Origin of the sequence: Rhodococcus globerulus (assembly GCF_019334125.1) — a bacterium.
In the GTDB taxonomy this organism is placed as follows: Bacteria; Actinomycetota; Actinomycetes; order Mycobacteriales; family Mycobacteriaceae; genus Rhodococcus_F; species Rhodococcus_F globerula.
In genome coordinates this window covers 1,661,784-1,687,043 of record NZ_CP079698.1, presented here as the reverse complement: position 1 = coordinate 1,687,043, position 25,260 = coordinate 1,661,784, and the positions used below count along the sequence as shown (strand labels likewise).

Annotated in this window: 20 protein-coding genes; 14 read left to right on the top strand and 6 right to left on the bottom strand. The window is 64.0% G+C overall.

All coding sequences use genetic code 11. The annotated features are described in order from the left end of the window. Nucleotides 1-317: 317 nt before the first annotated feature. Together KYT97_RS07560 and KYT97_RS07555 are read left to right on the top strand one after the other, a co-directional pair. Nucleotides 318-1,013, top strand: a complete 696-nt coding sequence (locus KYT97_RS07560; protein WP_033231169.1) for a ferritin-like fold-containing protein — start codon at nucleotides 318-320, stop codon at nucleotides 1,011-1,013. A 105-nt stretch (nucleotides 1,014-1,118) separates the two neighbouring features. Beyond that, nucleotides 1,119-1,349, top strand: coding sequence for a DUF3107 domain-containing protein (locus KYT97_RS07555; RefSeq protein ID WP_033231168.1), 231 nt, complete (start codon nucleotides 1,119-1,121; stop codon nucleotides 1,347-1,349). A 98-nt stretch (nucleotides 1,350-1,447) separates the two neighbouring features. Here KYT97_RS07555 and fasR read toward each other — a convergent pair whose 3' ends face one another. Next, nucleotides 1,448-2,110, bottom strand: coding sequence for an HTH-type transcriptional activator FasR (gene fasR / locus KYT97_RS07550; protein WP_033231167.1), 663 nt, complete (start codon nucleotides 2,108-2,110; stop codon nucleotides 1,448-1,450). A 395-nt stretch (nucleotides 2,111-2,505) separates the two neighbouring features. Here fasR and KYT97_RS07545 point away from each other — a divergent pair, with 395 nt between their 5' ends. The 3 genes from KYT97_RS07545 to KYT97_RS07535 are packed head-to-tail and all read left to right on the top strand — an operon-like array spanning nucleotide 2,506 to nucleotide 5,608. Next, on the top strand, nucleotides 2,506-3,495 hold the full coding sequence (locus tag KYT97_RS07545) for a DUF3152 domain-containing protein (RefSeq protein WP_230589980.1): 990 nt from the start codon (nucleotides 2,506-2,508) through the stop codon (nucleotides 3,493-3,495). A 23-nt stretch (nucleotides 3,496-3,518) separates the two neighbouring features. Further along, the gene (moeZ, locus tag KYT97_RS07540; protein WP_045070524.1) at nucleotides 3,519-4,706 is read left to right on the top strand and encodes an adenylyltransferase/sulfurtransferase MoeZ; all 1,188 of its coding nucleotides are present in this window, start codon (nucleotides 3,519-3,521) and stop codon (nucleotides 4,704-4,706) included. A gap of 47 nt (nucleotides 4,707-4,753) precedes the next feature. Continuing rightward, on the top strand, nucleotides 4,754-5,608 hold the full coding sequence (locus KYT97_RS07535; RefSeq protein ID WP_033231496.1) for a TIGR02569 family protein: 855 nt from the start codon (nucleotides 4,754-4,756) through the stop codon (nucleotides 5,606-5,608). A gap of 9 nt (nucleotides 5,609-5,617) precedes the next feature. Here KYT97_RS07535 and KYT97_RS07530 read toward each other — a convergent pair whose 3' ends face one another. Beyond that, nucleotides 5,618-6,283, bottom strand: coding sequence for a FadR/GntR family transcriptional regulator (locus tag KYT97_RS07530; protein WP_033231164.1), 666 nt, complete (start codon nucleotides 6,281-6,283; stop codon nucleotides 5,618-5,620). 90 nt (nucleotides 6,284-6,373) lie between these two features. Here KYT97_RS07530 and KYT97_RS07525 point away from each other — a divergent pair, with 90 nt between their 5' ends. From KYT97_RS07525 to KYT97_RS07500, 6 genes are all read left to right on the top strand, one after another. Further along, on the top strand, nucleotides 6,374-7,603 hold the full coding sequence (locus KYT97_RS07525) for a CynX/NimT family MFS transporter (protein WP_219111997.1): 1,230 nt from the start codon (nucleotides 6,374-6,376) through the stop codon (nucleotides 7,601-7,603). Between the two features lie 115 nt (nucleotides 7,604-7,718). After that, nucleotides 7,719-9,119 carry an MFS transporter gene (locus KYT97_RS07520; protein ID WP_092801120.1) on the top strand — a complete coding sequence of 467 codons (1,401 nt, stop codon included), beginning with the start codon at nucleotides 7,719-7,721 and terminating at the stop codon, nucleotides 9,117-9,119. 56 nt (nucleotides 9,120-9,175) lie between these two features. Then, nucleotides 9,176-11,677, top strand: a complete 2,502-nt coding sequence (gene nirB, locus KYT97_RS07515; protein ID WP_219111996.1) for a nitrite reductase large subunit NirB — start codon at nucleotides 9,176-9,178, stop codon at nucleotides 11,675-11,677. A 90-nt stretch (nucleotides 11,678-11,767) separates the two neighbouring features. Further along, the gene (gene nirD / locus KYT97_RS07510; RefSeq protein WP_033231161.1) at nucleotides 11,768-12,163 is read left to right on the top strand and encodes a nitrite reductase small subunit NirD; all 396 of its coding nucleotides are present in this window, start codon (nucleotides 11,768-11,770) and stop codon (nucleotides 12,161-12,163) included. Continuing rightward, complete coding sequence (locus tag KYT97_RS07505; protein WP_219111995.1) at nucleotides 12,160-13,299, top strand: uroporphyrinogen-III synthase; 1,140 nt, start codon at nucleotides 12,160-12,162, stop codon at nucleotides 13,297-13,299. The genes nirD and KYT97_RS07505 overlap by 4 nt, the downstream gene beginning before the upstream one ends. Then, the gene (locus KYT97_RS07500; protein WP_280639082.1) at nucleotides 13,274-13,981 is read left to right on the top strand and encodes a sirohydrochlorin chelatase; all 708 of its coding nucleotides are present in this window, start codon (nucleotides 13,274-13,276) and stop codon (nucleotides 13,979-13,981) included. Before KYT97_RS07505 ends, KYT97_RS07500 begins: the two co-directional genes overlap by 26 nt. Nucleotides 13,982-14,031: 50 nt before the next feature. Here KYT97_RS07500 and KYT97_RS07495 read toward each other — a convergent pair whose 3' ends face one another. The 3 genes from KYT97_RS07495 to KYT97_RS07485 are packed head-to-tail and all read right to left on the bottom strand — an operon-like array spanning nucleotide 14,032 to nucleotide 16,875. Continuing rightward, a complete protein-coding gene (locus KYT97_RS07495) occupies nucleotides 14,032-15,774 on the bottom strand; it encodes an NTP transferase domain-containing protein (protein ID WP_219111993.1) in 1,743 nt (580 codons plus the stop codon). A 14-nt stretch (nucleotides 15,775-15,788) separates the two neighbouring features. Further along, complete coding sequence (locus KYT97_RS07490) at nucleotides 15,789-16,088, bottom strand: MGMT family protein (protein ID WP_045070513.1); 300 nt, start codon at nucleotides 16,086-16,088, stop codon at nucleotides 15,789-15,791. A gap of 10 nt (nucleotides 16,089-16,098) precedes the next feature. Further along, a complete protein-coding gene (locus tag KYT97_RS07485) occupies nucleotides 16,099-16,875 on the bottom strand; it encodes an alpha/beta fold hydrolase (protein WP_219111992.1) in 777 nt (258 codons plus the stop codon). A 63-nt stretch (nucleotides 16,876-16,938) separates the two neighbouring features. Between KYT97_RS07485 and KYT97_RS07480 the strand changes: the two genes are divergently transcribed. Both KYT97_RS07480 and KYT97_RS07475 read left to right on the top strand, forming a co-directional pair. Continuing rightward, complete coding sequence (locus KYT97_RS07480) at nucleotides 16,939-20,298, top strand: ATP-dependent helicase (RefSeq protein WP_245006051.1); 3,360 nt, start codon at nucleotides 16,939-16,941, stop codon at nucleotides 20,296-20,298. Beyond that, nucleotides 20,299-23,685 carry an ATP-dependent helicase gene (locus KYT97_RS07475; RefSeq protein ID WP_219111991.1) on the top strand — a complete coding sequence of 1,129 codons (3,387 nt, stop codon included), beginning with the start codon at nucleotides 20,299-20,301 and terminating at the stop codon, nucleotides 23,683-23,685. On the opposite strand, the gene KYT97_RS07470 is transcribed toward KYT97_RS07475, so the two are convergent. After that, entirely contained in the window at nucleotides 23,682-24,077 is a 396-nt protein-coding gene (locus tag KYT97_RS07470; RefSeq protein WP_033231155.1) for a DoxX family protein, read from the bottom strand. The two genes, KYT97_RS07475 and KYT97_RS07470, sit on opposite strands and share 4 nt — an antisense overlap. 80 nt (nucleotides 24,078-24,157) lie before the next feature. On the opposite strand from KYT97_RS07470, the gene KYT97_RS07465 reads away from it, so the two are divergent. Beyond that, complete coding sequence (locus tag KYT97_RS07465) at nucleotides 24,158-25,225, top strand: potassium channel family protein (protein WP_033231154.1); 1,068 nt, start codon at nucleotides 24,158-24,160, stop codon at nucleotides 25,223-25,225. Nucleotides 25,226-25,260: the final 35 nt, after the last annotated feature.

Below are 25,260 nucleotides of genomic sequence, written 5' to 3'. Positions count from 1 at the left end.
GAAGTCGATGCCCTCTTGTTCGTCGGCTCTGCCTACGCCTCAGCACTGGGGTTTCGCGGACCGATGTTCTGATGCCGTCCGTGAAATCTCGGCGAAGCGGGCAACAACCTTCGATGCAGGTGCGCGCACATTATCTGTGGGGTCCGTGAGTACTAGATCATCCCCGCTGAATGAACGGGCGGGGGAAACTAAGCGGACTCCCGAAACCATTGTAACGGTAACCGGGCAATTCCCAGCAAAGCATGGCCTAGATCACCCCTGTCGACATGGGGTGATCGAGGGGACCGAGCGGGGATGTGGCACTAGAGTTCGTAGGCATGGGCGCACACGATCTTGATGCTTCGACTGACACTGGAACCGCCGGCCGGGTGCCTTCCGACCATCCCGGCGTGATCGATTTGTTCGCGGTACTCGCGTACGGCGAGATATCAGCGTTCTATCGCTTGTCCGAGGACGCGCAGATGGCTCCTGACCTGCATGGAAAGGTTGCTTTTGCCAGCATGGCGGCGGCGGAGATGGCGCACTTCGAGACGTTGAGCGCGGCTCTGACGGAACGTGGGCACGAGATCTTTGCGGTCATGGATCCTTTCGTTCGCGCGCTGGACAACTACCACGCGTCGACGACTCCGTCGACGTGGATGGAATCCCTCGTGAAGGCCTATGTCGGCGACGGAATTGCCGCCGACTTCTATCGGGAAATCGGTCATTCGTTACCGGAAGACGTGGCCGAGATCGTCGAGGACGTTCTCTCCCAGACCGGGCATTCCGAATTCGTGGTCCTCGAAGTGAAGGCCGCCGTGGAGTCGAGCAGCCGGGTCAAGGACCGCCTCATGCTGTGGGGACGCCGGCTGCTCGGTGAGGCGATCACGCAGGCACAGTTTGTTCTCGCGCAGCGCGACGATCTCACGGACCTGGTGATTTCCGCCTCCGGTGATCTCAACGGTGTGGTCGCATTGTTCGACGGTATGCAGGAAAAGCATGCCGAGCGCATGGCCACGCTCGGACTGGTCTGAGCCTGTTCGCTATCGGCACAGCGCGGCAGCGAGCATGTGGGAGTGATGCTGCATTAGCCTGGCCAGGACAGCTGATGTATTTCACGAACAGTTCGGAGGTTGACCGTGGAGGTCAAGATCGGTGTAATCGACAGCCCGCGTGAGCTCATCGTCAACAGCGAACAGACCCCGGACGAGGTTGAGGCATTGGTCTCAGGCGTCCTCGGTGGCGGCGAGCCGGTTCTTTCGCTCGTCGACGACAAGGGCCGCAAGTTCCTGGTGCAGGCGAGCCGCGTCGCATATGTGGAAATCGGGCCGTCCGATATTCGCAAGGTTGGGTTTGCGCCTACCGTCTGATGCGTTAGTTAAGAAAAAGGGCGGGCAGTCTCAGCTGAGACTGCCCGCCCTTTTCTGTAAGAAACAGGACTGCCGTAAAGATCAGGACTGCTGTGTCTTCAGGACTGCAAGGGCACTCTCGAGAGACCGCCCCAGGCCAGGGTCACCGTGATTTCGATGGCTTCTTCCTTGGGGATCGGGCGAGCTGCTTCCAGCCAGTAGCGAGCCGTGAACTGGCTGGCGCCGACCAGGCCGACGGCAAGGATGCGCGCCCGGTAGGGGTCGAGGCCGGAATCGTGGCTGACCAGGTCGAAGACTGCGTCGACGCACGCTTCGGTGGCTTGCTCGACCCGCGTCTGCACCTGCGGCTCACCCATGATGTCGGACTCGAAGACGAGGCGGAAGCCCTGTGAATCGTTGTCGACAAAATCGAAGAATGCCTGAACAGCGGCACGCACACGCTGTTTGTTGTCGGTGGTCGAGCGCAGGGCTTGGCGGACACCGGAGATAAGGCTGTCGACGTAACTCTGCAGAACCGCTACATACAGTTCGAGTTTGCCTGGGAAATGCTGGTACAAGACCGGCTTGCTCACGCCTGCGCATTCGGCGATCTCGTCCATACCCGCAGAGTGGTAGCCGTTGGCTACGAACACCTCGCTGGCAGCGGCGAGGAGCTGGAGCCGGCGTGCATCTCGCGGAAGGCGGGTGCTGCGACGGGTTCCAGCCGGCTTACCGGCCGATGTACCGCGATCGGATTCTGTCCGATCCGCGAGTTCTGTCATGTCGCTGTCCAATCTGAGCAAAAGTAAAATTCGGCCGCGGCACGAATATGTCGAGTCGCGAATGCGTACTCGCCAGTATCCTCCGTCACATCAGCCGTAGCTGCATGAACGATACCGTGTGTCGCGCGCTCGCGTTTTTTCGTCTCGGCAAGCGGAACCTCGCGCGGCGTGATGTGGTGGATGGCACATCTGACACGCCCTTGCCTGCGGGTTTCGTGCGGTCGGAGCCTGCCGCTTGCGGGATGTGAGATTCTGGAGCCGTGACTGACCCAGGGGGACCGCGCATGCGTGGACGAACTACGCAGAACCCTGACCGTGACGAGCTTCGAATGCGCAGCGGAGTGAGCGAGCCGTGGGGCAACCAAGACGGTGAGAGCCGTGCGCCCGAGGACCGGATGTACGGAGAGCGCGACTACCGAGGAATTGCGTCGCACCAGCCGTTGCGAGCGCAGTGGGATCCCACGAAGAGGCAGGTGGGCAAGACCCCACGCACCCCACGGCCGGATCGCAGTGCCCGTAAGCAGAGTCGGCTCGGCAAGTTCGTTGCGACGTACGGGTGGCGTGCGTACGCGATTCCCGTGCTCGCAATTCTGACGATTTTTGTCATCTTCGACGCTCTGCGTGCGGACCCCGTCACGGATTCCTCGTCGTCTACGACGGCTACTGCCGACCTCGCGCACAGCACCGACGGGACCGATGTCATCGGGGCTCCGCCGGCTGCCGACGGCGAGTTCGCGGCATCGATACCGTCCGGAGCACTTCCGGATGGGGGACCGTTTGCGGTCACCGGTGGTGGCACGTGGCACATAGTCCCCGGAACTACGGGCAAGGTCGGGCAGGGCACCGAGCGTGAGTTCACGTACACCGTCGAAATCGAGGACGGCGTCGACACCACCGGATTCGGCGGCGACGAGTCGTACGGCCGGATGATCGATCAGACGCTGGCCAATCCCAAGAGCTGGACCAACGATCCGAAGGTCGCATTCCGGCGTATCGATTCCGGTTCGCCCGATTTCCGCATCTCGTTGACTTCTCAGATGACCATTCGCGACGGCTGTGGATACGAGATCGAACTCGAAGGCTCGTGCTACAACCCGGGTATGGATCGAGTCCTGCTCAACGAGCCGCGATGGGTTCGCGGAGCAATCTCGTTCCAGGGTGACATCGGTTCGTACCGGCAGTATCAGATCAACCACGAAGTCGGCCATGCCATTGGATACGCCCAACATCAGCCGTGCGAAACCGAAGGTGGTTTGGCGCCGATCATGATGCAGCAGACGTTCGGAACCGCCAATAACGACATCGCGGTCCTCGATCCCGACGGCGTCGTACCGATGAACGGACTGACCTGCCGTTTCAATCCGTGGCCGTATCCGAGAGCGTAAGTAGATAATTCAGGAGTTCGTTCGTGTCCGCATCACCCGTCGTCCTGCCACCTCTGGTGGAGCCTGCCGCTGAGTTGAGCCGGGAAGAAGTCGCGAGGTACAGCCGGCATCTGATCATTCCGAACGTCGGGATGTCGGGTCAGAAGCGGCTCAAGAACGCGAAGGTCCTGTTCATCGGTGCCGGCGGACTCGGCTCGCCGGCATTGCTCTACCTCGCTGCGGCGGGAGTGGGAACGATCGGCATCGTCGATTTCGACGAAGTCGACATGTCGAACTTGCAACGGCAGGTCATTCACGGCCGCTCGGACGTCGGCCGCTCCAAGGCGGTCAGTGCGCGCGAGTCGATCCTCGAGATCAACGACCACGTCGACGTGCGCTTGCACGAGTTCCGCCTGGACAACTCCAACGCGGTCGAACTGTTCTCCGAGTACGACCTGATCCTCGACGGCACCGACAACTTCGCGACGCGGTACCTCGTCAACGATGCCGCCGTCATCGCCGGTAAGCCGTACGTGTGGGGTTCGATTTATCGCTTCGAAGGCCAGGTCTCCGTGTTCTGGGAAGACGCGCCGGGCGGTGTGGGCCTGAACTATCGGGACCTGTACCCCGAAGCTCCGCCGCCAGGCATGGTGCCGTCGTGTGCGGAGGGTGGAGTGCTCGGTGTCCTGCCGGCGACTGTGGGTTCGATCATGGCCACGGAGGCCGTGAAACTGATCACGGGAATCGGCGAACCGTTGCTCGGTCGCCTGATGATGTACGACGCGTTGTCGATGACATTCCGCACAATTCGGTTGCAACGTGACCCGTCGCGGGCGCCGGTGACGGAACTGATCGATTACGACGAGTTCTGCGGTGTGGTGTCCGAGGAGGCGAGCGCGGCAGTGGCGCAGTCGACGATCACGGCGCCGGAACTCGCGCAGCTGATCGAGAGCGGTCGCGAGTTGCAGCTCGTTGACGTGCGAGAACCCGTCGAGTGGGACATCATGCACCTGCCGGGGGCGGTTCTGATTCCGAAGGGCCGGATTGTCTCGGGTGAAGCGTTGGCGTCGTTGCCGCAGAACAAGCAGATAGTTCTGTACTGCAAAACCGGTATCCGGTCGGCTGAGGCGCTTGCCGTCCTCAAGAGCGCCGGGTTCGCGGATGCCGTTCATGTGCAGGGCGGCGCGGTCGCGTGGGCGAAACAGGTGGATACTTCTCTGCCCCTCTACTAGGCGTGCCTTGCACCCCGTAGCGGGTTCGCACCGGTAGCGTTGGGGTGGTGAGCACAGGCCAACCTCCCCAGCACGTGTGCTCCACCTTCGGCCTCCGCGAAGTCGAGCCCATCCCACTCGGTGCGGATTGGGACGGCGGTTGGTTGTGTGGAGACGTCGTCCTCTCTGCCGTCGCGGATCATGCGCGCGCGGCCTGGTCTGCAAAAGTGCGTGAGAATCTCGAAGTCGACGGGGTGCGTTTGGCCCGTCCGGTCCGATCCACCGACGGCAGGTATGTCGTATCCGGTTGGCGCGCCGACACTTTCATCGTCGGAACGCCTGAACCGCGGCACGACGAGGTTGTTTCCATGTCGTGCAGGCTCCACGCTGCTACGGCGTCGCTGGAGCGTCCGCGATTCCTGGCGCAGCCCCCGGTGCCACCGTGGGCGGAGGTCGACGTGTTTGTTGCCGCTGACCGCGCGGCCTGGGAAACGGTTCCGCTGAGAATTGCGAAGGGCGTCGAGCAGCTCGAGTCGCCGACTCCCGACGGGCGAAAGAGCCTCGAACTGATCGCGGGTCTGGCCACTCTCCGTAAACCGGTTCAGAGTCCTGATCAATTGGTGCACGGTGATCTGTTCGGCACCGTTCTGTTCTCGGGCAGCATGGCTCCCGGGATCACCGACATCACGCCGTACTGGCGACCGGCGGCCTGGGCCGCAGCTGTCGCGGTTGTCGACGCCATCTCGTGGGGCGGCGCCGACGAGGCTCTGGTCGGCCGGTGGGAGGATCTGCCGGAGTGGCCGCAGATGCTGCTTCGAGCCGTGATGTTCCGATTGGCTGTTCATGTTCTGCATCCCCGGTCGACGGCGGACGCGTTTCCCGGTCTGGCCCGAACCTCCGATATCGTCCGGTTGCTTCTCTAGCTCGCGTGGTCAGCCGAAGTCGGCGACCAGGCCTTCGAACAGATCACGCGCTGCATCCGATGCGGCCCGTGTATCGCCCGCGATGACCGCCGTCACGAGGTTCTGATGCCGGCTGTGGAATCCTTCGCCGGTGGCGTCGATGTGCTGATGGATCGTTGATTCGATGACGGGCAGCAGGGAGTCGTAGAACTCCAGGTACACCGCATTGTGACTGGCCGCGACAATCGCGCGGTGCAGTGCCGCGTCGGCCACGGCGGCTGCTGTGGTGTCGTGACCCTCCCAGGTTGCTGCCCGTACCGCGAGTAGGCGTGTCAGTTCGGCGACGTCGTCATCGGTGCGCCGGGCGGCGGCGAGTGTCGCAGCGGTGATGTCGAGTGCTCGACGCAGTTCGAGTACGTCGCGCTCGTGCGCTCCGGCGAAGTAGTTGCCGAGGGTGCCACCGAGATCGGTGAGTGCCACAACGTAGGTTCCCGAGCCCTGTCGGCGCTCGAGCATGCCCGCGTGCACGAGTGCCTGCACAGCCTCGCGCACGGTGTTCCGCCCGGTGCCGGTCAGTTCGGTCAGTTCGGGTTCGGTGGGAATCCTTGTTCCGACGGGCCACGTTCCGCTCCGTATTTCGTCGCGGAGTTGTTCGGTGACCTGTGAGATGAGGCTGGCGCGTCGAACTGGTTGCACGTGGTGTTCCTCGGTTTCCGGTAACTGATCGGTGGTGACGCTAGATTATCTCCCTTGTGTCATTTCGTCCGGTCATCCTATGATTTCTCGGTGACTGCTCAGCTGGAGAGAACAGAACGCCGCCCGCTCGTCAAAGGCCGTGTGCTCGTATTCGCTGCCATCGCGATGTCTGCGCTCGTACTACGACTTGCGGTGACGTCGTTCTCTCCGCTTGCGTCGCAGATCCAAGACGAGTTCGGTTTCTCCGGTTCGGTGGTCGGTGTCTTCGGGATGGTGCCGACGGCGATGTTCGCCGTCTTCGGTCTGCTCACGCCTGCCCTGGCCAAGCGCCTCGGCCTCGAACGCACCGCGTTGCTGGCCATGATCATGGCTGCCGTCGGAATGCTGTTGCGCGCCATGATGTCTCAGACGTGGTCGTTGCTGGCCCTTTCGGCTCTCGCGTTGGCGGGCATGGGTATCGGCAATGTCGTGATCCCGCCGTTGGTCAAGCGATACTTCTCCGATCGTCTTGCCACCATGAGTTCGGTCTACATCGTCGCCGTGCAGATCGGCACCATCGTTCCGGCATTTGTCGCGGTTCCCGTGGCCGACGCCTTCGGATGGCGGTTCTCCATCGGATGGTGGGCTGCATTCGGCTTTGCCGCGGCCGTACCGTGGCTGATCACCCTGGCACGCTCGCGGAAAGCCGAAGCCGAGACAGTTGTTGCACCGGCAGTCGACGAGAGTCGCCGCGGTCAGGTGTGGCGTTCACCCGTTGCGTGGGGGATGGCCGGCATGTTCGGTATGACCTCGCTGATCACGTACTCGATGTTCACCTGGATTCCGTCGATCCTCGCCGACGCCGGTGCCAGTGATGCCTTCGGTGGAACCATGGTCGGAGTCTTCTCGGTGATGGGTCTGGTCGCGGCTTTCGGTGCGCCGACGCTCTGCGCTCGTATCGCTAATCCGTTCCCCGTGGTGATCGTCTGTGCTGCTTGCTATCTGATCGGCTTTGCCGGCCTGTACTTCGCGCCGATGGCCGCACCGATCGTCTGGGTTGTCGTTCTGGGTCTTGGTCCGAGTACGTTCCCGATGGCGCTGACGCTGATCAACCTCCGCACACGTTCGCACGCCGGATCATCGGCGTTGTCCGGCTTCACTCAGGGCATCGGTTACACAGTGGCGTGCCTCGGGCCGTTGCTGTTCGGCGTGTTTCACGATGCGACGGATGGATATGCGGCACCCTTCGGACTGCTCGTCGTTGCCGTCGTCGTAGTGCTGGTCGGTGCATATCAGGCCTGCAAGCCGCGGATGCTCGAGGACTCCTGGCACGCCCGATAGTCCTCACATCAAGTCCTGTTACCGGGTGAGGATCAATTGACTTCTCGGTCACCGCGCGCAGCACCGGCGCAATAACCGTTTTCTACCTTTAGGTCTCCCACACATTCAGGAGGCCCTGGTGAGTCATTACATCGAGCATTGGGATGCAGAGGACGTCGACGCCTGGGAATCCGGCGGCAAGGACATCGCGAAGCGAAACCTGATCTGGTCAGTGGTAGCCGAACACGTCGGCTTCTCCATCTGGTCGATCTGGTCCGTCATGGTGTTGTTCATGCCCACTGATATCTACGGCATCGACGCGGCCGGAAAGTTCTTCCTCGTCGCGGTTCCCACCTTGGTGGGTTCCATCCTCCGCATTCCGTACACGGTTGCCACCGCGCGTTTCGGCGGTCGCAACTGGACCGTCATGAGTGCGCTGTTCCTTTTCATACCAACACTTCTCACGCTGTACCTGATGATGAACCCGGGTGCGTCGTACACCACGTTCATGTTGGTGGCGGCTACCGCAGGCATCGGCGGCGGTAACTTCGCGTCGTCGATGACCAACATCAATGCCTTCTACCCGCAGCGGCTCAAGGGATGGGCGCTCGGTCTCAACGCGGGCGGCGGCAACATCGGTGTTCCGATGATCCAGCTGATCGGCCTGTTGGTGATCGCCACCGTCGGTAACCGTGCGCCGTGGATCGTGTGCGCCATCTACCTCGTGTTCATCGCGGCTGCTGCCGTCGGCGCTGCACTGTTCATGGACAACCTGGGTAACCAGAAGTCTGACCTGCGCTCGATGGCCACGGCGCTGAAGTTCTCCGAGTCCTGGGTGATCAGCTTCCTGTACATCGGCACGTTCGGTTCGTTCATCGGATTCAGCTTCGCCTTCGGTCAGGTTCTGCAGATCAACTTCCTCGCCGGCGGTGCCACTCCGGCTGCGGCGGCGCTGCATGCAGCCCAGATCGCCTTCATCGGTCCTCTCCTCGGTTCGATCGCTCGCCCCCTCGGTGGCAAACTCGCCGACCGGATCGGCGGCGGAAAGATCACGATGTGGACGTTTGTCGGCATGGCCTTCGCGGCATCGGTCCTCGTGACGGCCGGAACGATGGACGACAACACCGCAGGCGTCGCAAGTGCCGGGATCATGGTGACGTTCGTTCTCGGATTCATCGCACTGTTCCTGCTCTCGGGCATCGGCAACGGATCGGTCTACAAGATGATCCCCGCGATCTTCGAGGCGAAGGCGCAGAGCTTCGACCACATGGATCGGGCGGAGAAGGCAACGTGGTCGCGCAGTATTTCCGGTGCTCTCATCGGATTTGCCGGTGCGGTAGGCGGTTTGGGCGGTGTCGGCATCAACCTGGTGCTGCGCGCGTCGTACACCAGCCCCGCGAAGTCGGCGACGATGGCGTTCTGGGTGTTCCTCGCCTTCTACATCGCCTGCATCGCAGTGACCTGGTTCGTCTTCCTGCGCAAGCCGTCCACGCTCACTACAGACGTCGACGACGCGAAGGTTGCGGTCACGGCATAACGCCCGGCTCGCAGAATCTCCAGAACTCTCTCGTTACATCAGGAAGTAGGCGCGTCATGAGCAAGTCGGTTGTTGTCATCGGACACGGAATGGTCGGACACCGCTTCGTCGAGGCGCTCCGTTCGCGCGACGAGGCAAACACCTGGTCGGTGACCGTACTCTGCGACGAGCAGTACGCAGCGTACGACCGAGTCGGGCTGTCCTCGTACGTCGGAGCCTGGGACCCCAAGGAATTGGCGCTGGCCGGCAACGATTACATCGGCGACAGCCTGGTCGACCTTCGAGTGGGGGAAGGCGGACTCTCGATCGACAAGGACGCACGAACGGTCACGACAACGACCGGCGACACGCTCTCCTACGACGCACTGGTGATGGCGACGGGTTCGTACCCCTTTGTTCCGCCGGTGCCGGGCCACGACGCCGACGGATGCTTTGTCTACCGCACGCTCGACGACCTGGACGGCATCCGCGCTGCCGCGGAGAAAGCCGGCAAGGGCGCCGTCGGCGTAGTGGTCGGCGGTGGTCTTCTCGGACTCGAGGCCGCAAATGCTCTCTCGCTCATGGGAATGACGGCACACGTCGTCGAGCACAATGCGCGTCTGATGCCGATGCAGGTCGACGAGGGCGGCGGCGCTCTGCTCGCTCGCCTCGTCACCGAGTTGGGGCTCACCGTCCACACGGGCGTCGGAACGGCGGGAATCTCGCAGACCGACAACGGAATTGTGGTCGAACTGTCCGACGGCTCCACCATCGACGCGTCGTTGCTGGTCTTCTCGGCCGGTGTCCGTCCGCGCGATCAGCTGGCTCGCGACGCCGGCATCGCAGTGGGTGAGCGCGGCGGAATCCTGACCGACCTCGGCTGCGTCACCTCGGATGAGAACATCTACGCAGTCGGCGAATGTGCTGCGGTTGACGGCCGTTGCTACGGACTGGTCGCACCCGGCTACACGACAGCCGAGATCGTGGCCGACCGTCTGCTCGGCGGCGCCGCAGATTTCCCGGGTGCCGATATGTCCACCAAGCTCAAGCTCATGGGTGTCGACGTCGCCAGCTTCGGTGACGCGATGGCCACCTCGCCCGGTGCTCTCGAAGTGGTCCTCAGCGATGCAGCCAAGGGAACGTACGCCAAGCTTGTCGTGTCGGACGACGCGAAGATCCTGCTCGGCGGAATTCTTGTGGGGGACGCGTCGGCGTACGCGTCACTGCGACCGCTGGTCGGTCGCGAACTGCCCGGTGACCCAGCGGCATTGATCTCGCCTGCGGGGGAGAAGCCGGGTGCGGGTTCGCTGCCTGACGATGCCGAGGTGTGCTCGTGCAACGGCGTGACGAAGGGCGCCATCTGCGGCGCGATCGCGGCGGGTGCGTGCGACATCGCGTCGGTAAAGGCGTGCACCAGCGCTGGAACCACCTGCGGCGGGTGCCTTCCGACTGTCAAGCAGTTGCTCGCCGATTCGGGCGTCGTGATGTCGAAGGCGCTCTGCGAGCACTTCGCGCAGTCACGCGCAGAGTTGTTCCAGATCGTGCAGTCGACGCAGACTCGAACCTTCTCGGCTCTGATTGCCAAGTACGGCAAGGGTTCCGGTTGCGATATCTGCAAGCCCGTCGTCGCGTCGATCCTGGCGTCCACGGATTCCGATCACATCCTGCACCGTCAGCAGGCGTCGTTGCAGGACACCAACGACCACTTCCTGGCCAACATCCAGAAGAACGGTACGTACTCGGTCGTACCGCGCATGCCCGGCGGCGAGGTTACGGGAGAACAGCTCATCGTGATCGGTGAGGTGGCGCGTGATTTCGGTCTGTACACCAAGGTGACCGGCGGCCAGCGCATCGACTTGTTCGGCGCTCGAGTCGAGCAGTTGCCGGCAATCTGGAAGCGCCTGGTCGATGCGGGAATGGAGTCGGGACAGGCGTACGGCAAGTCCCTGCGAACGGTCAAGAGTTGCGTCGGATCGAGCTGGTGCCGCTACGGCGTCCAGGACTCGGTAGGAATGGCCGTCGACCTCGAGAACCGCTACCGCGGCCTGCGATCGCCGCACAAGATCAAGTTCGGCGTCTCGGGATGTGCCCGCGAATGCGCCGAAGCCCGTGGCAAGGACGTCGGCGTCATCGCGACGGAGAACGGTTGGAATCTGTATGTGGGCGGCAACGGCGGACAGTCACCCAAGCATGCTCAGTTGCTCGCTGGTGGCCTCGACGACGTCACCCTGGTCAAGTACATCGACCGCTATCTCATGTTCTACATCCGCACGGCTGATCGACTTCAGCGCACCGCACCGTGGGTGGACTCGCTGGACGGCGGACTCGACCACCTCAAGTCGGTGATTTGCGAGGACAGCCTGGGTATCGGCGAGGAACTCGAGGCGCTGATGGCCAAGCATGTCGAGGGCTACCAGGACGAATGGGCCGGTGTGCTCGGTGATCCGGAGAAGTTGTCGCGGTTCGTGTCGTTTGTCAATGCGCCGGAAGAAGCCGACCCGACGGTCGTGTTCGACGAGACCGGAGTGCGCAAGGTTCCCGTATTGATGGGAATGCCGAGCATCCCTACGCGCCGGTAATCGCTGCGTAACCCGTGGGTAACACGGGGTCCGTACAAACTAATACAAGAACCCGTGCGGCGTTGTCGCCGGATCGACAGGAGGACTTCGATGAGTGTCATCGATGCGCAGATCGCCAAGCTGGATTCCGAACGACTGGAATGGACTTCGGCGTGCCCACTGAGTCACCTCATCCCTGGACGCGGGGTAGCAGTGCTGCTCCGCGGCGGTGAGCAGGTGGCGCTGTTCCTCCTCGAGGACGGCACCTTGCGTGCCGTCGGCAACTTCGATCCGTACGGACGCGCCTCGGTGATGTCACGCGGACTGGTCGGAGACCGTGACGGTGAGCCGATCGTGGTGTCGCCGTTGCTCAAGCAGGCGTTCTCGCTGGTCGACGGCCGGGCACTCGACGACGAATCGGTGTCGCTACCGGTGTACGAGATCAGGGTCTGGGCCGGCGTGGTGCAGGTGCACAGCACTATTCGGGCTGTCGAATCCGTCTCGTGAATGACAACATGCCACTAGCGGGGTTCACGGTCGGGATCACGGCATCGCGCCGTGCCGATGAATTTGCGATGCTGCTGACGCGTCGGGGAGCGGAAGTGGTGCACGCTCCGGCTATCCGCATCATCCCACTCGCCGACGACCGTGAATTGGAGCGGGTGACGCAGCAGATCATCGCGAGTCCGCCCGAGGTGGTTGTTGCCACGACCGGTATCGGATTTCGTGGTTGGCTCGAAGCTGCGGACGGGTGGGGCGAGGCCGAGAATCTCTCCGCGGCACTGACTTCGGCACGTCTACTGGCCCGCGGGCCCAAGGCCAAAGGTGCGATTCGCGCAGCGGACCTGCGCGAAGAATGGTCTCCGGCCTCCGAATCGTCGGCTGAAGTACTCGAACACCTGCTTGCGGAGGGGGTTGCGGGAAAGGTCATTGCCGTCCAGTTGCACGGCGCCACTACGGAATGGGAACCGATTCCCGATTTCTGTCAGGTGCTGCGGGACGTGGGTGCCGAGGTCATCGCAGTGCCGGTCTACCGCTGGGAACCTCCGGAAGATCCGACTCTGCTCGACCGGATGATCGAGGCCATCGCGTCATCTGCAATTGATGCTGTCAGCTTCACGAGTGCACCGGCGGTGGCGTCGATCCTGATGCGGGCCGATACGACGGGGCGACTCGACAGCATTCTCGATGCCATGCGCGGACCGGTAACGGCAGTGTGCGTCGGGCCGGTGACCTCCGCGCCGCTGGAGGCATTGCAGGTCCCGACCACAGCACCGGCCAGGGCTCGCCTTGGAGCCTTGGCGCGACACATTGTCGACGAACTTCCGCAGCGTGCCAACCGTATTCAGGCCGGCGACCACGAAATCAGTATCCGCGGTGGTTGCGTTGTCGTAGACGGTGAAGTCCGAGCAGTGTCGCCGGCCGGTATGTCTCTCATGCGATCTCTCGGAGCGAGGCCGGGGCACGTGGTCTCTCGTGCCGAACTGTTGGCCGCCCTTCCGGGGAGCGGCGACGACACACACGCCGTCGAAACCGCCGTCGCACGCCTGCGCGCGTGCCTCGGCGCTCCCAAAGCCGTTCAAACCGTTGTGAAGCGAGGTTATCGTCTTGCACTCGATCCCACCGAATACGCAGAACTCTAGCGACGTCCTGGTCCTGGTAGCGCACGGCACACGAAGTGCGCGGGGCGTGGAAATGATTGCGGCACTGGCCGAAGCGGTCAGTGCCCGGGTAGGTGCAACTCGGGTGGCCTTTGTCGACGTCCTGGGTCCGTCGCCGTCGGAGGTTCTCCGCGACATCCCCGGCCGGGCAGTTCTCGTGCCCGCGTTCCTGGCGTCGGGATATCACGTTCACACCGATGTGCGACGCGAAGTGGAAGTCAGTGGGCACCAGGGCGTCACGGTCACGCCTGCGCTCGGTCCCGATCCCGCGTTGGCCACCGTCCTGATGCGTCGATTGCGCGATGCCGGTTGGCGCAACGGCGACGCGATAGTCCTTGCCGCAGCAGGATCTTCCGATTCGCGCGCCCTGCGCGATGTCGAGCGCGCCGCCCTGATGTTGGCGGAGCAGGCCGACACGCGAGTCGATATCGGGTATATCGCAACCGGAACACCCAAGGTGGCGGATGTTGTTGCAGCAGCCCGAGTTCGCGGCGCGCGCCGCGTGTTCATCGCGTCATATCTTCTTGCGCACGGATTGTTTCACGAACGTCTTGGTGCGGCAGGCGCTGACGGCGTCACCGAACCTCTCGGAGTAGATCCCGGTGTCGTGGACCTTGTGGTCGACCGGTATTCGGCGGCTCGCCGCGGCGTGGCGGTGATCTGAGGCTGCTCGGGACCAGTGCGCCGTCGACGTCGTACCAGGAATGGTGAGCCTTATCCCAGCAGAACGAGTTCGGCCACGACGTTGTCGGGTGCCGATGCGGGCACAAGCGCAAACGCTGCCTTGCCTATCAAGCCCGCCAGATGTGAGGTGCGAACCGAAGGGTCTGCGTGCCAGCGGCCGTCATCGGTCTGCGTGACCGGAAGTAGTCGCACGGCATCGTAACTGACCTCGGAGGCATTCGCGACCACTCCGAGCAACGGCGGCAACGGAGTTCGCCCGGTGAGCGCACTGACAATGGTGGGCAGCATTGTCAACAGTGTGGTCACTGCTGCATAAGGATTTCCGGGAAGGCCGAGCACCACCTTTCCGGTGGGCAGGACTGCCGTGATCTGTGAACCGCCCGGACGCGACGCGACCCTGCCGACAACGGTGTGGGCGCCGAGACGGTCCAGGGCAGAGCGCATTTCGTCGGCAGCGCCGCCGCCCGTCGCACCGACGATCACGATGAGATCGGCGCCGTCGTCAGCACCGAGAGTGGTCTCGAAACCGTCTGCGGTATCGCGTAAATGGGTGTCGGAGATGCATGTCGCGCCGCATTGCCCGAGAAGAAGCGGGAGGATGCCGCCGATGGAATCGCGTGTCTGGCCTTCGCGCAGTGGCCCGTCTCGTCGGATTTCGTCGCCCGTTGTCACGACCCGCGCACGCACCGGGCCGCGAACCAGGCCTTCGACAACTTCACCGCTGGTGGCCGCGGAGACGAGTACCGGTGTCACCGGTGTACCTGCCGGTGCGATGGTGAAACCGACGGTCCAGTCTTCGCCCTGCGGCCGAGAGTCGTTGCGCTGCGGTGTGTTCGGCAGCAGCGTCAGTAATGGGGGAGTGCCGTCGGCGACCACGTGTTCGTCCCGGATTACTGCGCTTGCGCCGGTGGGAAGGTGTGCGCCCGTCGCGATGCGGATTGCTTCACCGTCTGCCAACTCGAGAGTGGCGTCGGCGCCGGCGACGCGGACTTCCCGGCGAATCCGCCAGGGGCCGTCACCTGCAACGGCATAGCCGTCCATCGCGGAGACAGGAGATGGCGGTAGATCACCCTGTGCAACAAGAGGTTCGGCGAGCGTCGCGCCGAAGCTTTCGGCCAGCACTGCTCGGCGGGGGCGCAGTGGTGTGAGCGACTCCAGAACCGCGGCGCGGGCCCCCGCGATTGTCAGTCGAGGTAGCTCCCGTGCCCGTTCGAGATCCTCGGGAGTGTCGCAATCGGCTGTGCCACTCACCTGGAGTGCCGAGAATCCTTGGGTCAGTAGCTTCTTCATCGGCTGATTGTCGAGACCGGCACTCTCCCGAAGTGTCGCGATGCGCTCACGTAGTTCATGGAATACCCAGGCGGACAACAGAAATTGCGTTCGGTTGTTCTCGTCGACCGCGCACGTCACTGGGCCCAGGTGTGACGTTGAGTCGATCAGGGAGTCGACGACCCCGCGACTGACGTGTGGCAGATCGGCTGCCAGGACGACCACTACTGCGTCGTCGGGTAGTTCAACGGCGTTCAATCCTGCCCAGAGTGCCGACACCGGCCCACCGCCGATCGGCGACTCCTGGGTTTGCACGACCCCGGTGTCGAGGTCGTCGCGATGCGGTCCGACCACCACCGTCGTGCCTAAATGTGCTGTTGCAGCGAGTGCAATGTCGAGCAGACGGTGACCGTGCACCACAAGTCCGGGTTTGTCGACACCACCCATCCGGGTGCCGCGTCCGCCGGCAAGTATCAGCGCACAGGTAGGCGGATGGGCGTTCATGCGTCCATGCTGCCTTACGGGAAGGTGTGCCGTGCGCGCGCCATGTCGATCCGGCCGTCCTTGATCGGCACGCCCTCCAATTCCAGCTTCGCAATCTGTCGATGCGCCAGGTGCGCTGCGGGTTTCCCGGATGCACCCAGAACCCGATGCCAGGGGAGATCCGAGGAGTCGGTACGCATGATCCACCCGACCGTGCGTGGGCTGGAAAGCCCTACAGCATCGGCAATATCGCCGTAGGTGGCGACACATCCGGCGGGTATGGACGCGACGAGTCGGCGGACCTCTTCGATCTGTTCGTCCGTGGTGGCGGCCATTGTCTGAGTCTCAGAGTAGTTTGCGGATCAGGGCCGCAACCTCGTCGGCGCGCACGTGCGGCACCATGTGGTCGCAGTCGAACTCGACGCTGGTGAGGTTCGGGCCGAGGTGCTCGGTGATTGCCGTGCGGAACTCGTCGGTGACGTACGGCGGTTGCACCTTCATGGCCTGGACGATCACCGTCGGCATGGAACTCGGTGGCAGTACCGGTGGCCGAGCGAGTTCTCCCCACGCTGTGACGACGGCGGGAGTGGAGAGTCGCCAGTTGACGCGTCCGTTGTCGAGGTGGATCAGATGCTCTTCGAATTCCTCGTCCAGTACCGCCGGGGGAACTTCTCCCCACGAGCCGTGAACCTTTTCCGAACGCGCCTCGGCTGCATCCGTGTAATCCGGTGAACCGATGGTGAGTTCGGCCACTCGGCCCATGAACTCCGGATCGAGTCCGATAGCAGGATCGAGCAATACCAATCCGCGGACGCGGTCCGGCGCAGTCGCCGCGAGATGCAGCGCCAGAGCGCCACCGAACGAGTGGGCAACGATCAGGACCGGGCCGGACGCATGCTCGTCCAGGGTATCGATCAGGCTGGCAACATGCGCCTCGATATTCCACGGGGGAGACCAGGTCGAGCGGCCGTGACCACGCAGATCGGGAGCGATCCAGCGAGCGTCGGGGAGCTGATTCTCGGCCATCGACTGCCACCGTCGGCCGTGGCCGGTCAGACCGTGCAACGAGAGTATCTCCGGCGCACCGGCCGGGCCGTACAGATAGGTGTGGAGTGCGGGCACAGGCCAATCTTGCCCGACGCGGGCGATGTGTGCCGTGTCGGTGCCCTCTGATGGAATGCCTGGGTGAGTGAGACGATTGTGGCGCCACCGCCGGCGCGCACCAAGAACACCATCCCGCGGGCGCGGTTGGTGCACCGGGCCGCGCCCTCACTCGTTCCGCGGAAGTGGGACGCCGCCGCTGCGCAATTGTTCGCGGAGCCCGCCGACGATCCGTTCATGCTGGCCTTCGGCGGTGAGCAGTGGAATCCCTGGCAGGTGCTCGGCGGTCCGGGAACCGGCAAGTCGTCACTACTGGTCGATCTGGCGGTTGCCAAGATTTCCGGCGGCGAAGACCCGGAATCCGTTCTGGTCCTCACACAGTCGCGTCGGGCGGCAACAGCGGTGCGCGAACAGATCACCGCGGGCCTGTTCGGGTTCGAACGCGAGCGTGGCCCGCAGGCAACTCGGGAACCGCTGGTCCGCACCGTGCACTCCTACGCGTTTGCGGTGCTGCGGTTGCAGGCAGCAGCGCACGGCAACGCTCCGCCGCGTTTGATCACCGGGGCCGAACAGGACGCGGTGTTGCGTGAGATGTTGCGCGGCGACATCGAGGACGGCGCGCGGTACTGGCCGGAGCGACTGAGGCCGGCACTGGGCATGAACGGGTTTGCCGTCGAACTGCGCGATCTGATGTTGCGCGCCAACGAACGCGGCCTCGGACCGGAAGATCTGATCAAGCTCGGCAAGCGTAAAGGCCGTCCGGAATGGGTGGCTGCCGGACGATTCGCCGAGGTGTACGAGCAGGGAGTTCTGTTGCGCGCGTCCGTGGGAGTCGAAGCCCCGGAGGCGACGGCGCCGGCACTTGATGCCGCCGAGTTGATCGGTGCTGCGCTCACCGCGTTTGCCACGGACCCCGAGTTGTTGCGATCCGAGCGCGCCCGCATCCGTCACCTCCTTGTCGATGATGCTCAACACTTGGATCCGCAAGCCGCGCAATTGGTTCGGCTGATCGGAACCGGAACGGCAACGACGGTGATCGCCGGCGACCCGGATCAGTCCGTGTTCGGATTCCGCGGGGCTGATTCCCGTTTCCTGCTAGACCTGGCGGACAAGGGCGACGAGCGGGCAGTCATCCTGCCCACTACGTACCGCAACAACGCCGACGTCGCGGCCATTGCGGCGAAGGTCGCCGCACGATTGCCCGGCAACCTCGCTCACCGGATTGCGGTACCCGCCGACCTGTCGGATGACAATCCCGCTCACGCGTCGGTGCGAGTCTTGGGCACCACAGCCAAGGAAGCGGCAGTGGTCGCGGACACCTTGCGGCGCGCGCACCTCCTCGACGGCATTGCGTGGTCCGACATGGCCGTCATCGTGCGTTCGGTTCCGCGAACCTTGGCTCCGCTTCGACGTGCCTTGCTGGCGGCAGGCGTCCCAGTCACCACCGCAGCCACCGAACTCCCACTTGCCCGTCAACACGGAGTGTCCGGGCTTCTCCTGCTACTTCGGGCGCTCGGGCGAGACGGGTTCACCGGCGACGACGCCTTGGCGCTCATGTCCGGCCCCGTCGGCGGCGCCGAACCGGTGACACTGCGGCGGTTGCGGCGCGGTCTGCGCCGCATCGAACTTGCTTCGGGGAAGGATCGCGATTCCGCAGAACTGTTGCGGCTCATCCTGATCGACGAGGACCGAGCGCAATCCAAGCGATTGACCGCAAAGCTGACCGACGTCGAATCTGCCGCGCTGAATCGAGTGCTGTCGGTATTGCGCAAAGCCCGCGTGCCGCTCGATCGTGGACTCGGCGTCGAGGAAGTTCTGTGGGCGGCGTGGCAGGCCACCGGGCTCGAACGCCGCTGGGCGGCCGCGTCGGCGCGCGGCGGTCCGATCGGCTCGCAGGCAGATCGCGACCTCGACGCAGTAGTTGCGCTGTTCGATGCCGCAGCCACTTACGTGGACCGCTTGCCGCGTTCGCAGCTCGCGGGTTTTGTCGACTACCTCACCAGTCAGGAGATCCCCACCGATTCGCGCTCGCGCTCGGTGATCGCGCCGGATGCGGTCACTGTTGTCAGTGCGCACGCAGCGGCCGGACGTGAGTGGGCTGTTGTCGCGGTGGCCGGTGTTCAGGAAGGGCTGTGGCCCAGCTTGCGGGCACGCGGTTCGCTCCTTCGGACGGAGGCGCTGATCGATTTGATCAACGGTGTGTCGGACGGCAGCGATTCCGCCGAAGAGCGGTTGTCGAGAACTGCGCCGCTGCTGGCCGAGGAGCGTCGACTCTTCCTGGTGGCATGTTCTCGCGCACGCCGCCGGTTGTTGGTGACAGCCGTCGAATCCGCCTCGGGTGATACCGATCTGGTGCCGTCACGATTTGTCGACGAGCTTCTGCGCGGCGATCAATTCGATGACGACGGCGCAGGTGAACCGGCGGTGCCCGCTCCCGAACCCGGTGACACCCGGGTGTTGTCCTTGCCGGCGTTGGTCGCCCAATTGCGCAGTGTGGTCTGCGATCCAGACCTCGCCGCGGGCGATCCCGAGAAGCATGCGCGTGCAGCTCGTCAATTGGCGCGTCTGGCCGCAGCGGGAGTGCGCGGCGCGCACCCCGATCAGTGGTACGGCACCAGCTCGCCCAGCACTGTCGAACCGTTGTGGCAGCCGGAGGACGGCCCGGTGGCGCTCTCGCCGTCCACCATCGAGTTGCTCGAAACATGTCCGCTGCGTTGGGTGTTCGAACGTCATGGCGGTTCCGATGGCGACAACACCCATGCCATCGCGGGCACGCTCGTCCACACTCTCGTTCAGGCACTCGCCGGGCGTATACCACCGGATCAGGTCGAGAAGGCACTCGAAAATGCCTGGGAATCCATCGACTTGGGTTCGCAGTGGTACTCGCGCCGGGAACTCAATCGCACCCGCGAGATGCTGGCCACGTTCACGGCCTGGATGAGTTCCACCCGCGGCGAACTCACCGAAGTCGGTGTGGAGGTCGCGGTCGAGGGCATTCTCGAACCGCGCGAGGAGGGGGAGCCGGCCGTCAAGCTCCGCGGCCGCATCGATCGACTCGAGCGCGACACCGAGGGGCGTCCTGTCGTCATCGACGTGAAGACTGCGCGAAACCCGGTCAGCAACGACGCGGCGCAGTCCCATGCGCAGTTGGCGGCCTATCAGGTGGCGGCAGCGGAAGGCGCGATAGCGGGAGAACCGGCGGCGCAACCCGGTGGGGCCCGGCTGGTATTCGTGGCGAAGTCCAACAAGAAAGACGGTGCGACGCAGCGTGTTCAGCCGCCGCTGACCGCCGAGGCCGTCGAGATGTGGCGTGATGTCATCCACAATGCCGCTGCCGCAACGCAGGGGCCGCAGTATCTGGCCCGGGTCAACGACGGATGCCGCCACTGCCCGGTGCGGTCCAGTTGCCCCGCCCACGACGAAGGACGGCAGGTGAGTTCCTAGATGGCGTCCAAGGCGCGGCGCCCCAAGATCAGCCCGGTCGATCTTGCGCTCGCTCTCGGCCAGCACCCGCCGACGCCGGAACAGGCAGAGGTCATCGCCGCACCGCTGGGCCCGACGCTGGTTGTTGCCGGCGCCGGCGCCGGCAAGACCGAAACAATGGCTGCCCGCGTCGTCTGGTTGGTGGCCAACGGATTTGTCGACCCCGAGGCCGTGCTGGGTCTGACGTTTACCCGAAAAGCCGCGCAGCAGCTCACTACTCGTATTCGCAAGCGCCTGGCCCGGCTTGCCGGTTCCGATGTTCTGCGCGCCCTCGACCCCACCGGGGGAGTGCGTGCGCGGATACTGGCCGGCGAACCCGAGGTCAGCACGTATCACGCGTATGCGGGCCGGCTGTTGTCCGAACACGGGCTTCTTCTGCCTATCGAACCGTCGGCGACTCTGCTCTCGGAGACGGAACTGTGGCAGGTCGCGCACCGAGTTGTCAGCGGCTGGGACGGTGATCTCGATACCGACAAGAATCCGGGGTCGATCACCGAAACCGTTCTGGCACTTGCCGGTCAACTGTCCGAGCACCTTGTGGACCCAGATCAACTGCGCGGTGCGCACGCGGAACTCGACGCGTTGATCCACACGTTGCCTGCCGGGCCGAAGCAGCGCGGCGGACCGAGCAAGGAACTGCTCGGATACCTCGAGGTCCAGCACAAGCGTGTCGAACTCCTGCCGCTCGTTGCGAGATTGTCCGAGACGTTGCGGTGGGAAGGAGCCCTCGACTTCGGTAGTCAGATGTCTCTCTCGGCGCGCGTTGCTTCGGGGCACCCCGAAGTGGGAGAAGCAGAACGGAGTCGCTTCCGGGTGGTGCTCCTCGACGAGTATCAAGACACCGGTCACGCTCAGCGAGTGTTGCTGTCCTCGTTGTTCGGCGGCGGCACTGACGCCCGCCTGGCTTTGACAGCCGTCGGCGATCCGATGCAGTCCATCTACGGGTGGCGCGGCGCATCGGCAGCCAACCTCCCACGCTTTGCGACGGATTTCCCACTCGCGAACGGAAACCCGGCTCCGACCCTCGAATTGTTGACAAGCTGGCGCAATCCGCCGGAGGCACTCGAACTTGCCAATCTCTCGTCTGCGCCGCTTCGTCGACGCGGGGTTGCCGTCAGCACCTTGCGAGCCCGGCCTGGGGCAGTTGCCGGCGATGTCCGTCTCGCATTGTTGCCTGACGTCGAGCAGGAACGAGAGTGGGTGGCGCAGAAAATTGCCGAGCAGTACGACGCTGCGCGCGCCGATGATCGACCGCCGCCTACCGCAGCGGTGCTGATCCGTCGCAATGCCGACGCCGCGCCGCTGGCCGAAGCACTGCGAGCAGCCGGCTTGCCGGTCGAGGTGGTCGGCCTCGGTGGACTCCTGCACACCCCCGAAGTTGCCGACGTCATTGCGATGCTGCGGGTAGTAGCCGATCCGTTGGCGGGCAGCGCCGCGGTGCGCCTGCTGACGGGGGCGCGCTGGCAGATCGGTGCCAAGGACGTTGCCGCACTGTCGAAGCGATCTCGGGAGCTTGCGATTTCTGCGGGTTACGGTACGGCGGGTGCCGTCACCGATTCGGCTGCGTTGGCCGAGGCCGTGCAGGATTCACTGCCCGGTGAGCAGGCCGAGCAGGCGGGGCTGGTCGATGCGATATCGGATCCTGGTCCGGCCGAGAACTATTCGGCGCTCGGCTATGCGCGAATCGGCGCCGTGGCCGGTGAGCTGGCCTCGTTGCGTGAACGCATCGGACAACCGCTCACAGAATTGGTGGCAGAGGTCGAGCGGGTGCTCGGCATCGGAATCGAGGCCGGTGCACGGACGCGACTCGGTGTGCTTGGTACCGCAGGTCGTGAGCACCTCGACGCCTTTGCCGATGTTGTTGCCAACTACGCGACGCGTCCCACCGCCAATCTCACCGGGATGTTGTCGTTCTTCGCAGCCGCCGAACAGATCGAGAAAGGGCTGACGCCCGGCGAAGTGGAGGTGGCGCCGGATCGGGTCCAGATTCTGACGGTGCACTCCGCGAAGGGACTGGAATGGGAAGTTGTTGCCGTTCCGCACGTCAGCGACGGTGTGTTCCCGTCCTCGACGGCGTCCGGTTCGTGGCTGGGAGCGCTTGCAGAATTGCCGCCTTCGCTGCGCGGCGACCGTGCCGTCGACGCAGATTCGGCCGACGGTGTTCCCGTGCTCGACCTCGAGAATGTCTACAACCGCAAGGATCTGCAGAACGCGATCGACGCGCACAAGCAGGCTCTCGGAGATCGCCGACTCGACGAGGACAGGCGCCTGTTCTACGTTGCTCTCACGCGAACCGAACGGGCACTGTTCATTTCGGCGCACCACTGGGCCGAGTCGGGAGCCGAACCCAAAGGGCCGTCGGAGTTCCTGGCCGAACTGCACCAGACGGTTACCGAAACCGGGGACATCGGCGTTGTCGAGACCTGGGCGCCCGACCCTGAACCCGACACCGAGAATCCGTTGGCATCCACACCGAGAACTGCTCAGTGGCCACCGGATCCGCTCGGTTCACGGCGCGGCGCGGTGGAGGCCGGCGCAGCCGCTGTACTGGCAGAGCTGGCGAAGCCCACTGAAACCAACCCTGACGACGCTGAAGTCGACCCTGAAGACGACCCTGAAGACGACCCGGAGAATTGGGCGTCGGATGTGACGGTGCTCCTGGCAGAACGAGAGGCCCGCGCCAATGCTCGTGCCGAAGTGATTCTCCCGGCACAACTTTCGGTGACACAGTTGGTCGACCTCAAAGCTGATCCCGACGAACTCGCGGCTCGATTGCGTCGGCCTCTTCCGTATCCGCCCAACCCGCTGGCCAGGCGAGGTACGGCATTCCATGCGTGGATCGAGCGACGCTTCGGCGCAACACGGTTGCTGGATCTCGACGAATTGCCGGGCGCCGCCGATACCGGAGCCGGCCCGGAAACCGATCTGATCAAACTGCAGGATGCGTTCCTGCGTTCTCCGTGGGCTAACCGCAGTCCCGTCGAGGTGGAGGTCCCGTTCGAAACCTCCATCGCCGGAACGGTTTTGCGCGGCCGAATCGACGCGGTGTTCGCGGACTCGGACGGAGGCTGGACGGTCATCGACTGGAAGACCGGAGCTGAACCGTCCGCCGCCAACGAAGATGCTGTGGTCATGCAGTTGGCCGCCTACCGCGTGGCGTGGGGCGAATTGATGTCCGCGCGCGCCCGCGCGTCGGGACGGAAGGAAGAGTTTCCACTGCACAAGGTTCGCGCGGCATTCCACTACGTGCGGACCGGCCGCACCATCTCGCCCGAGAACCTGCCGGACGGTGAAGCGCTGGCGCACCTCATCCGCACGGCAGGAGCCCGCGAGGACAGCTCGAGCTAGCCGGCGTTACGACGCGCCTTGAGAGCTTCGGTCACCAAGGGGATTTGCACTGGAAGGCGCGCGATCGAACCGACCTTCTGCGCAGTGGACGTCTTGTTGCTGCGGCACCAGTCCACTGCCATCTGAATGTTGGCGGGGAACACCGCAACAAACAGCGCTGCTGCCAGACCGGCTCCCAATCGGCGAGTTTTCGGAATGGCCAGAGCGGCCCCGATTGCCAATTCTGCGACACCGGATACCTGGGTGTATGTACGGGCTTCGCCGGGGAGTTGGCGGGGGACGGTGCTGTCGAAGAACGATGGCGCAACAAAGTGCATGGTTCCCGCGCCGAGCAGTAGAGCGGAAAGTCGAAGTGCGGCGGCCTGGCTGGATGTCGAACTTTTCGAAGACATTGACCTACCCTGCCTTACAGAGCCTGTGCGTGCCACTACTGTGGTGCGTCTGCGTAGTTACTAGTGAGAGAGTTGCAAGTATGGCCGGAAAGCTCCGGGCGCGTTTTTCCAGGTCGGAATCATTGGCCGACCAGCCTGACTTTGCCCTTGTCGGGGTGCTGCGGATTCCGCAGCTGCAGACCAGTCCTGCCCGCGCTATCTACAAGCGCGTTCTGGTTGCGCTCGGCGCGCTCGCAGCCGCAGTGCTCATCGTGTACATCGATCGTGCGGGGTATCGGGACGCGCAGGACAACGAGCTCTCGCTTCTCGACTGCATCTACTACGCCACAGTGTCGCTCTCGACCACCGGCTACGGCGACATCACGCCGTTCACCCCGTCGGCTCGTCTGGTCAACGTTTTGTTGATCACGCCACTTCGTATCTTCTTCTTGATCGTGTTGGTCGGAACCACACTGTCAGCTCTGACCGAGAGTTCGCGTCAGGCGTTCAAAATTCAGCGTTGGAGGCAGCAAGTGCGTAATCACACCGTCGTCGTCGGATACGGCACCAAGGGGCGCACAGCAATTGAAGCCATGATCGGTGACGGTGTTTCCGCATCCGAGATCGTGGTCGTGGACACGGACCGGGCTGTGCTGGACGCCGCTGAGGCCAAGGGCCTGGTGACCGTATTCGGTTCGGCAACCAAGTCCGACGTTCTTCGTCTCGCCGGGGCGCAACGGGCAAATTCGATCATCGTCGCGACCAACCGCGACGACACAGCGGTGCTCGTGACGCTCACCGCCCGCGAGATTGCGCCGAAGGCAAGAATCGCCGCGGCTATCCGGGAGGCGGACAACGCGCATCTCCTGCGTCAGTCGGGTGCGGACTCCGTGGTCCTCTCGTCGGAAACCGCAGGCCGACTCCTCGGCATCGCCACCACCACGCCAACCGTCGTCGAGATGATCGAAGATCTCCTGACACCCGAGGCTGGATTCGCGATCGCCGAGCGTGCTGTCGAACGTGACGAGGTCGGCGGATCACCGCGTCACCTGTCCGACATCGTGCTGGGCGTTGTTCGCGACGGGCGACTGGTCCGGGTCGGTTCACCGGAGGTCGACGCTGTCGAGGCAGACGATCGCCTGCTGTACATCCGTCGCGTTGTCAGCTGATAGCTGGAACCCGGTATTTCGGCGCCCAGTAATGT

Coding starts and splice junctions, on each gene's coding strand:
- KYT97_RS07560 (WP_033231169.1), top strand. CDS start 318: ATGGGCGCACACGATCTTGATGCTTCGACTGACACTGGAACCGCCGGC.
- fasR (WP_033231167.1), bottom strand. CDS start 2,110: ATGACAGAACTCGCGGATCGGACAGAATCCGATCGCGGTACATCGGCC.
- KYT97_RS07545 (WP_230589980.1), top strand. CDS start 2,506: ATGTACGGAGAGCGCGACTACCGAGGAATTGCGTCGCACCAGCCGTTG.
- nirB (WP_219111996.1), top strand. CDS start 9,176: ATGAGCAAGTCGGTTGTTGTCATCGGACACGGAATGGTCGGACACCGC.
- nirD (WP_033231161.1), top strand. CDS start 11,768: ATGAGTGTCATCGATGCGCAGATCGCCAAGCTGGATTCCGAACGACTG.
- KYT97_RS07495 (WP_219111993.1), bottom strand. CDS start 15,774: ATGAACGCCCATCCGCCTACCTGTGCGCTGATACTTGCCGGCGGACGC.
- KYT97_RS07490 (WP_045070513.1), bottom strand. CDS start 16,088: ATGGCCGCCACCACGGACGAACAGATCGAAGAGGTCCGCCGACTCGTC.
- KYT97_RS07475 (WP_219111991.1), top strand. CDS start 20,299: ATGGCGTCCAAGGCGCGGCGCCCCAAGATCAGCCCGGTCGATCTTGCG.
- KYT97_RS07470 (WP_033231155.1), bottom strand. CDS start 24,077: ATGTCTTCGAAAAGTTCGACATCCAGCCAGGCCGCCGCACTTCGACTT.
- KYT97_RS07465 (WP_033231154.1), top strand. CDS start 24,158: ATGGCCGGAAAGCTCCGGGCGCGTTTTTCCAGGTCGGAATCATTGGCC.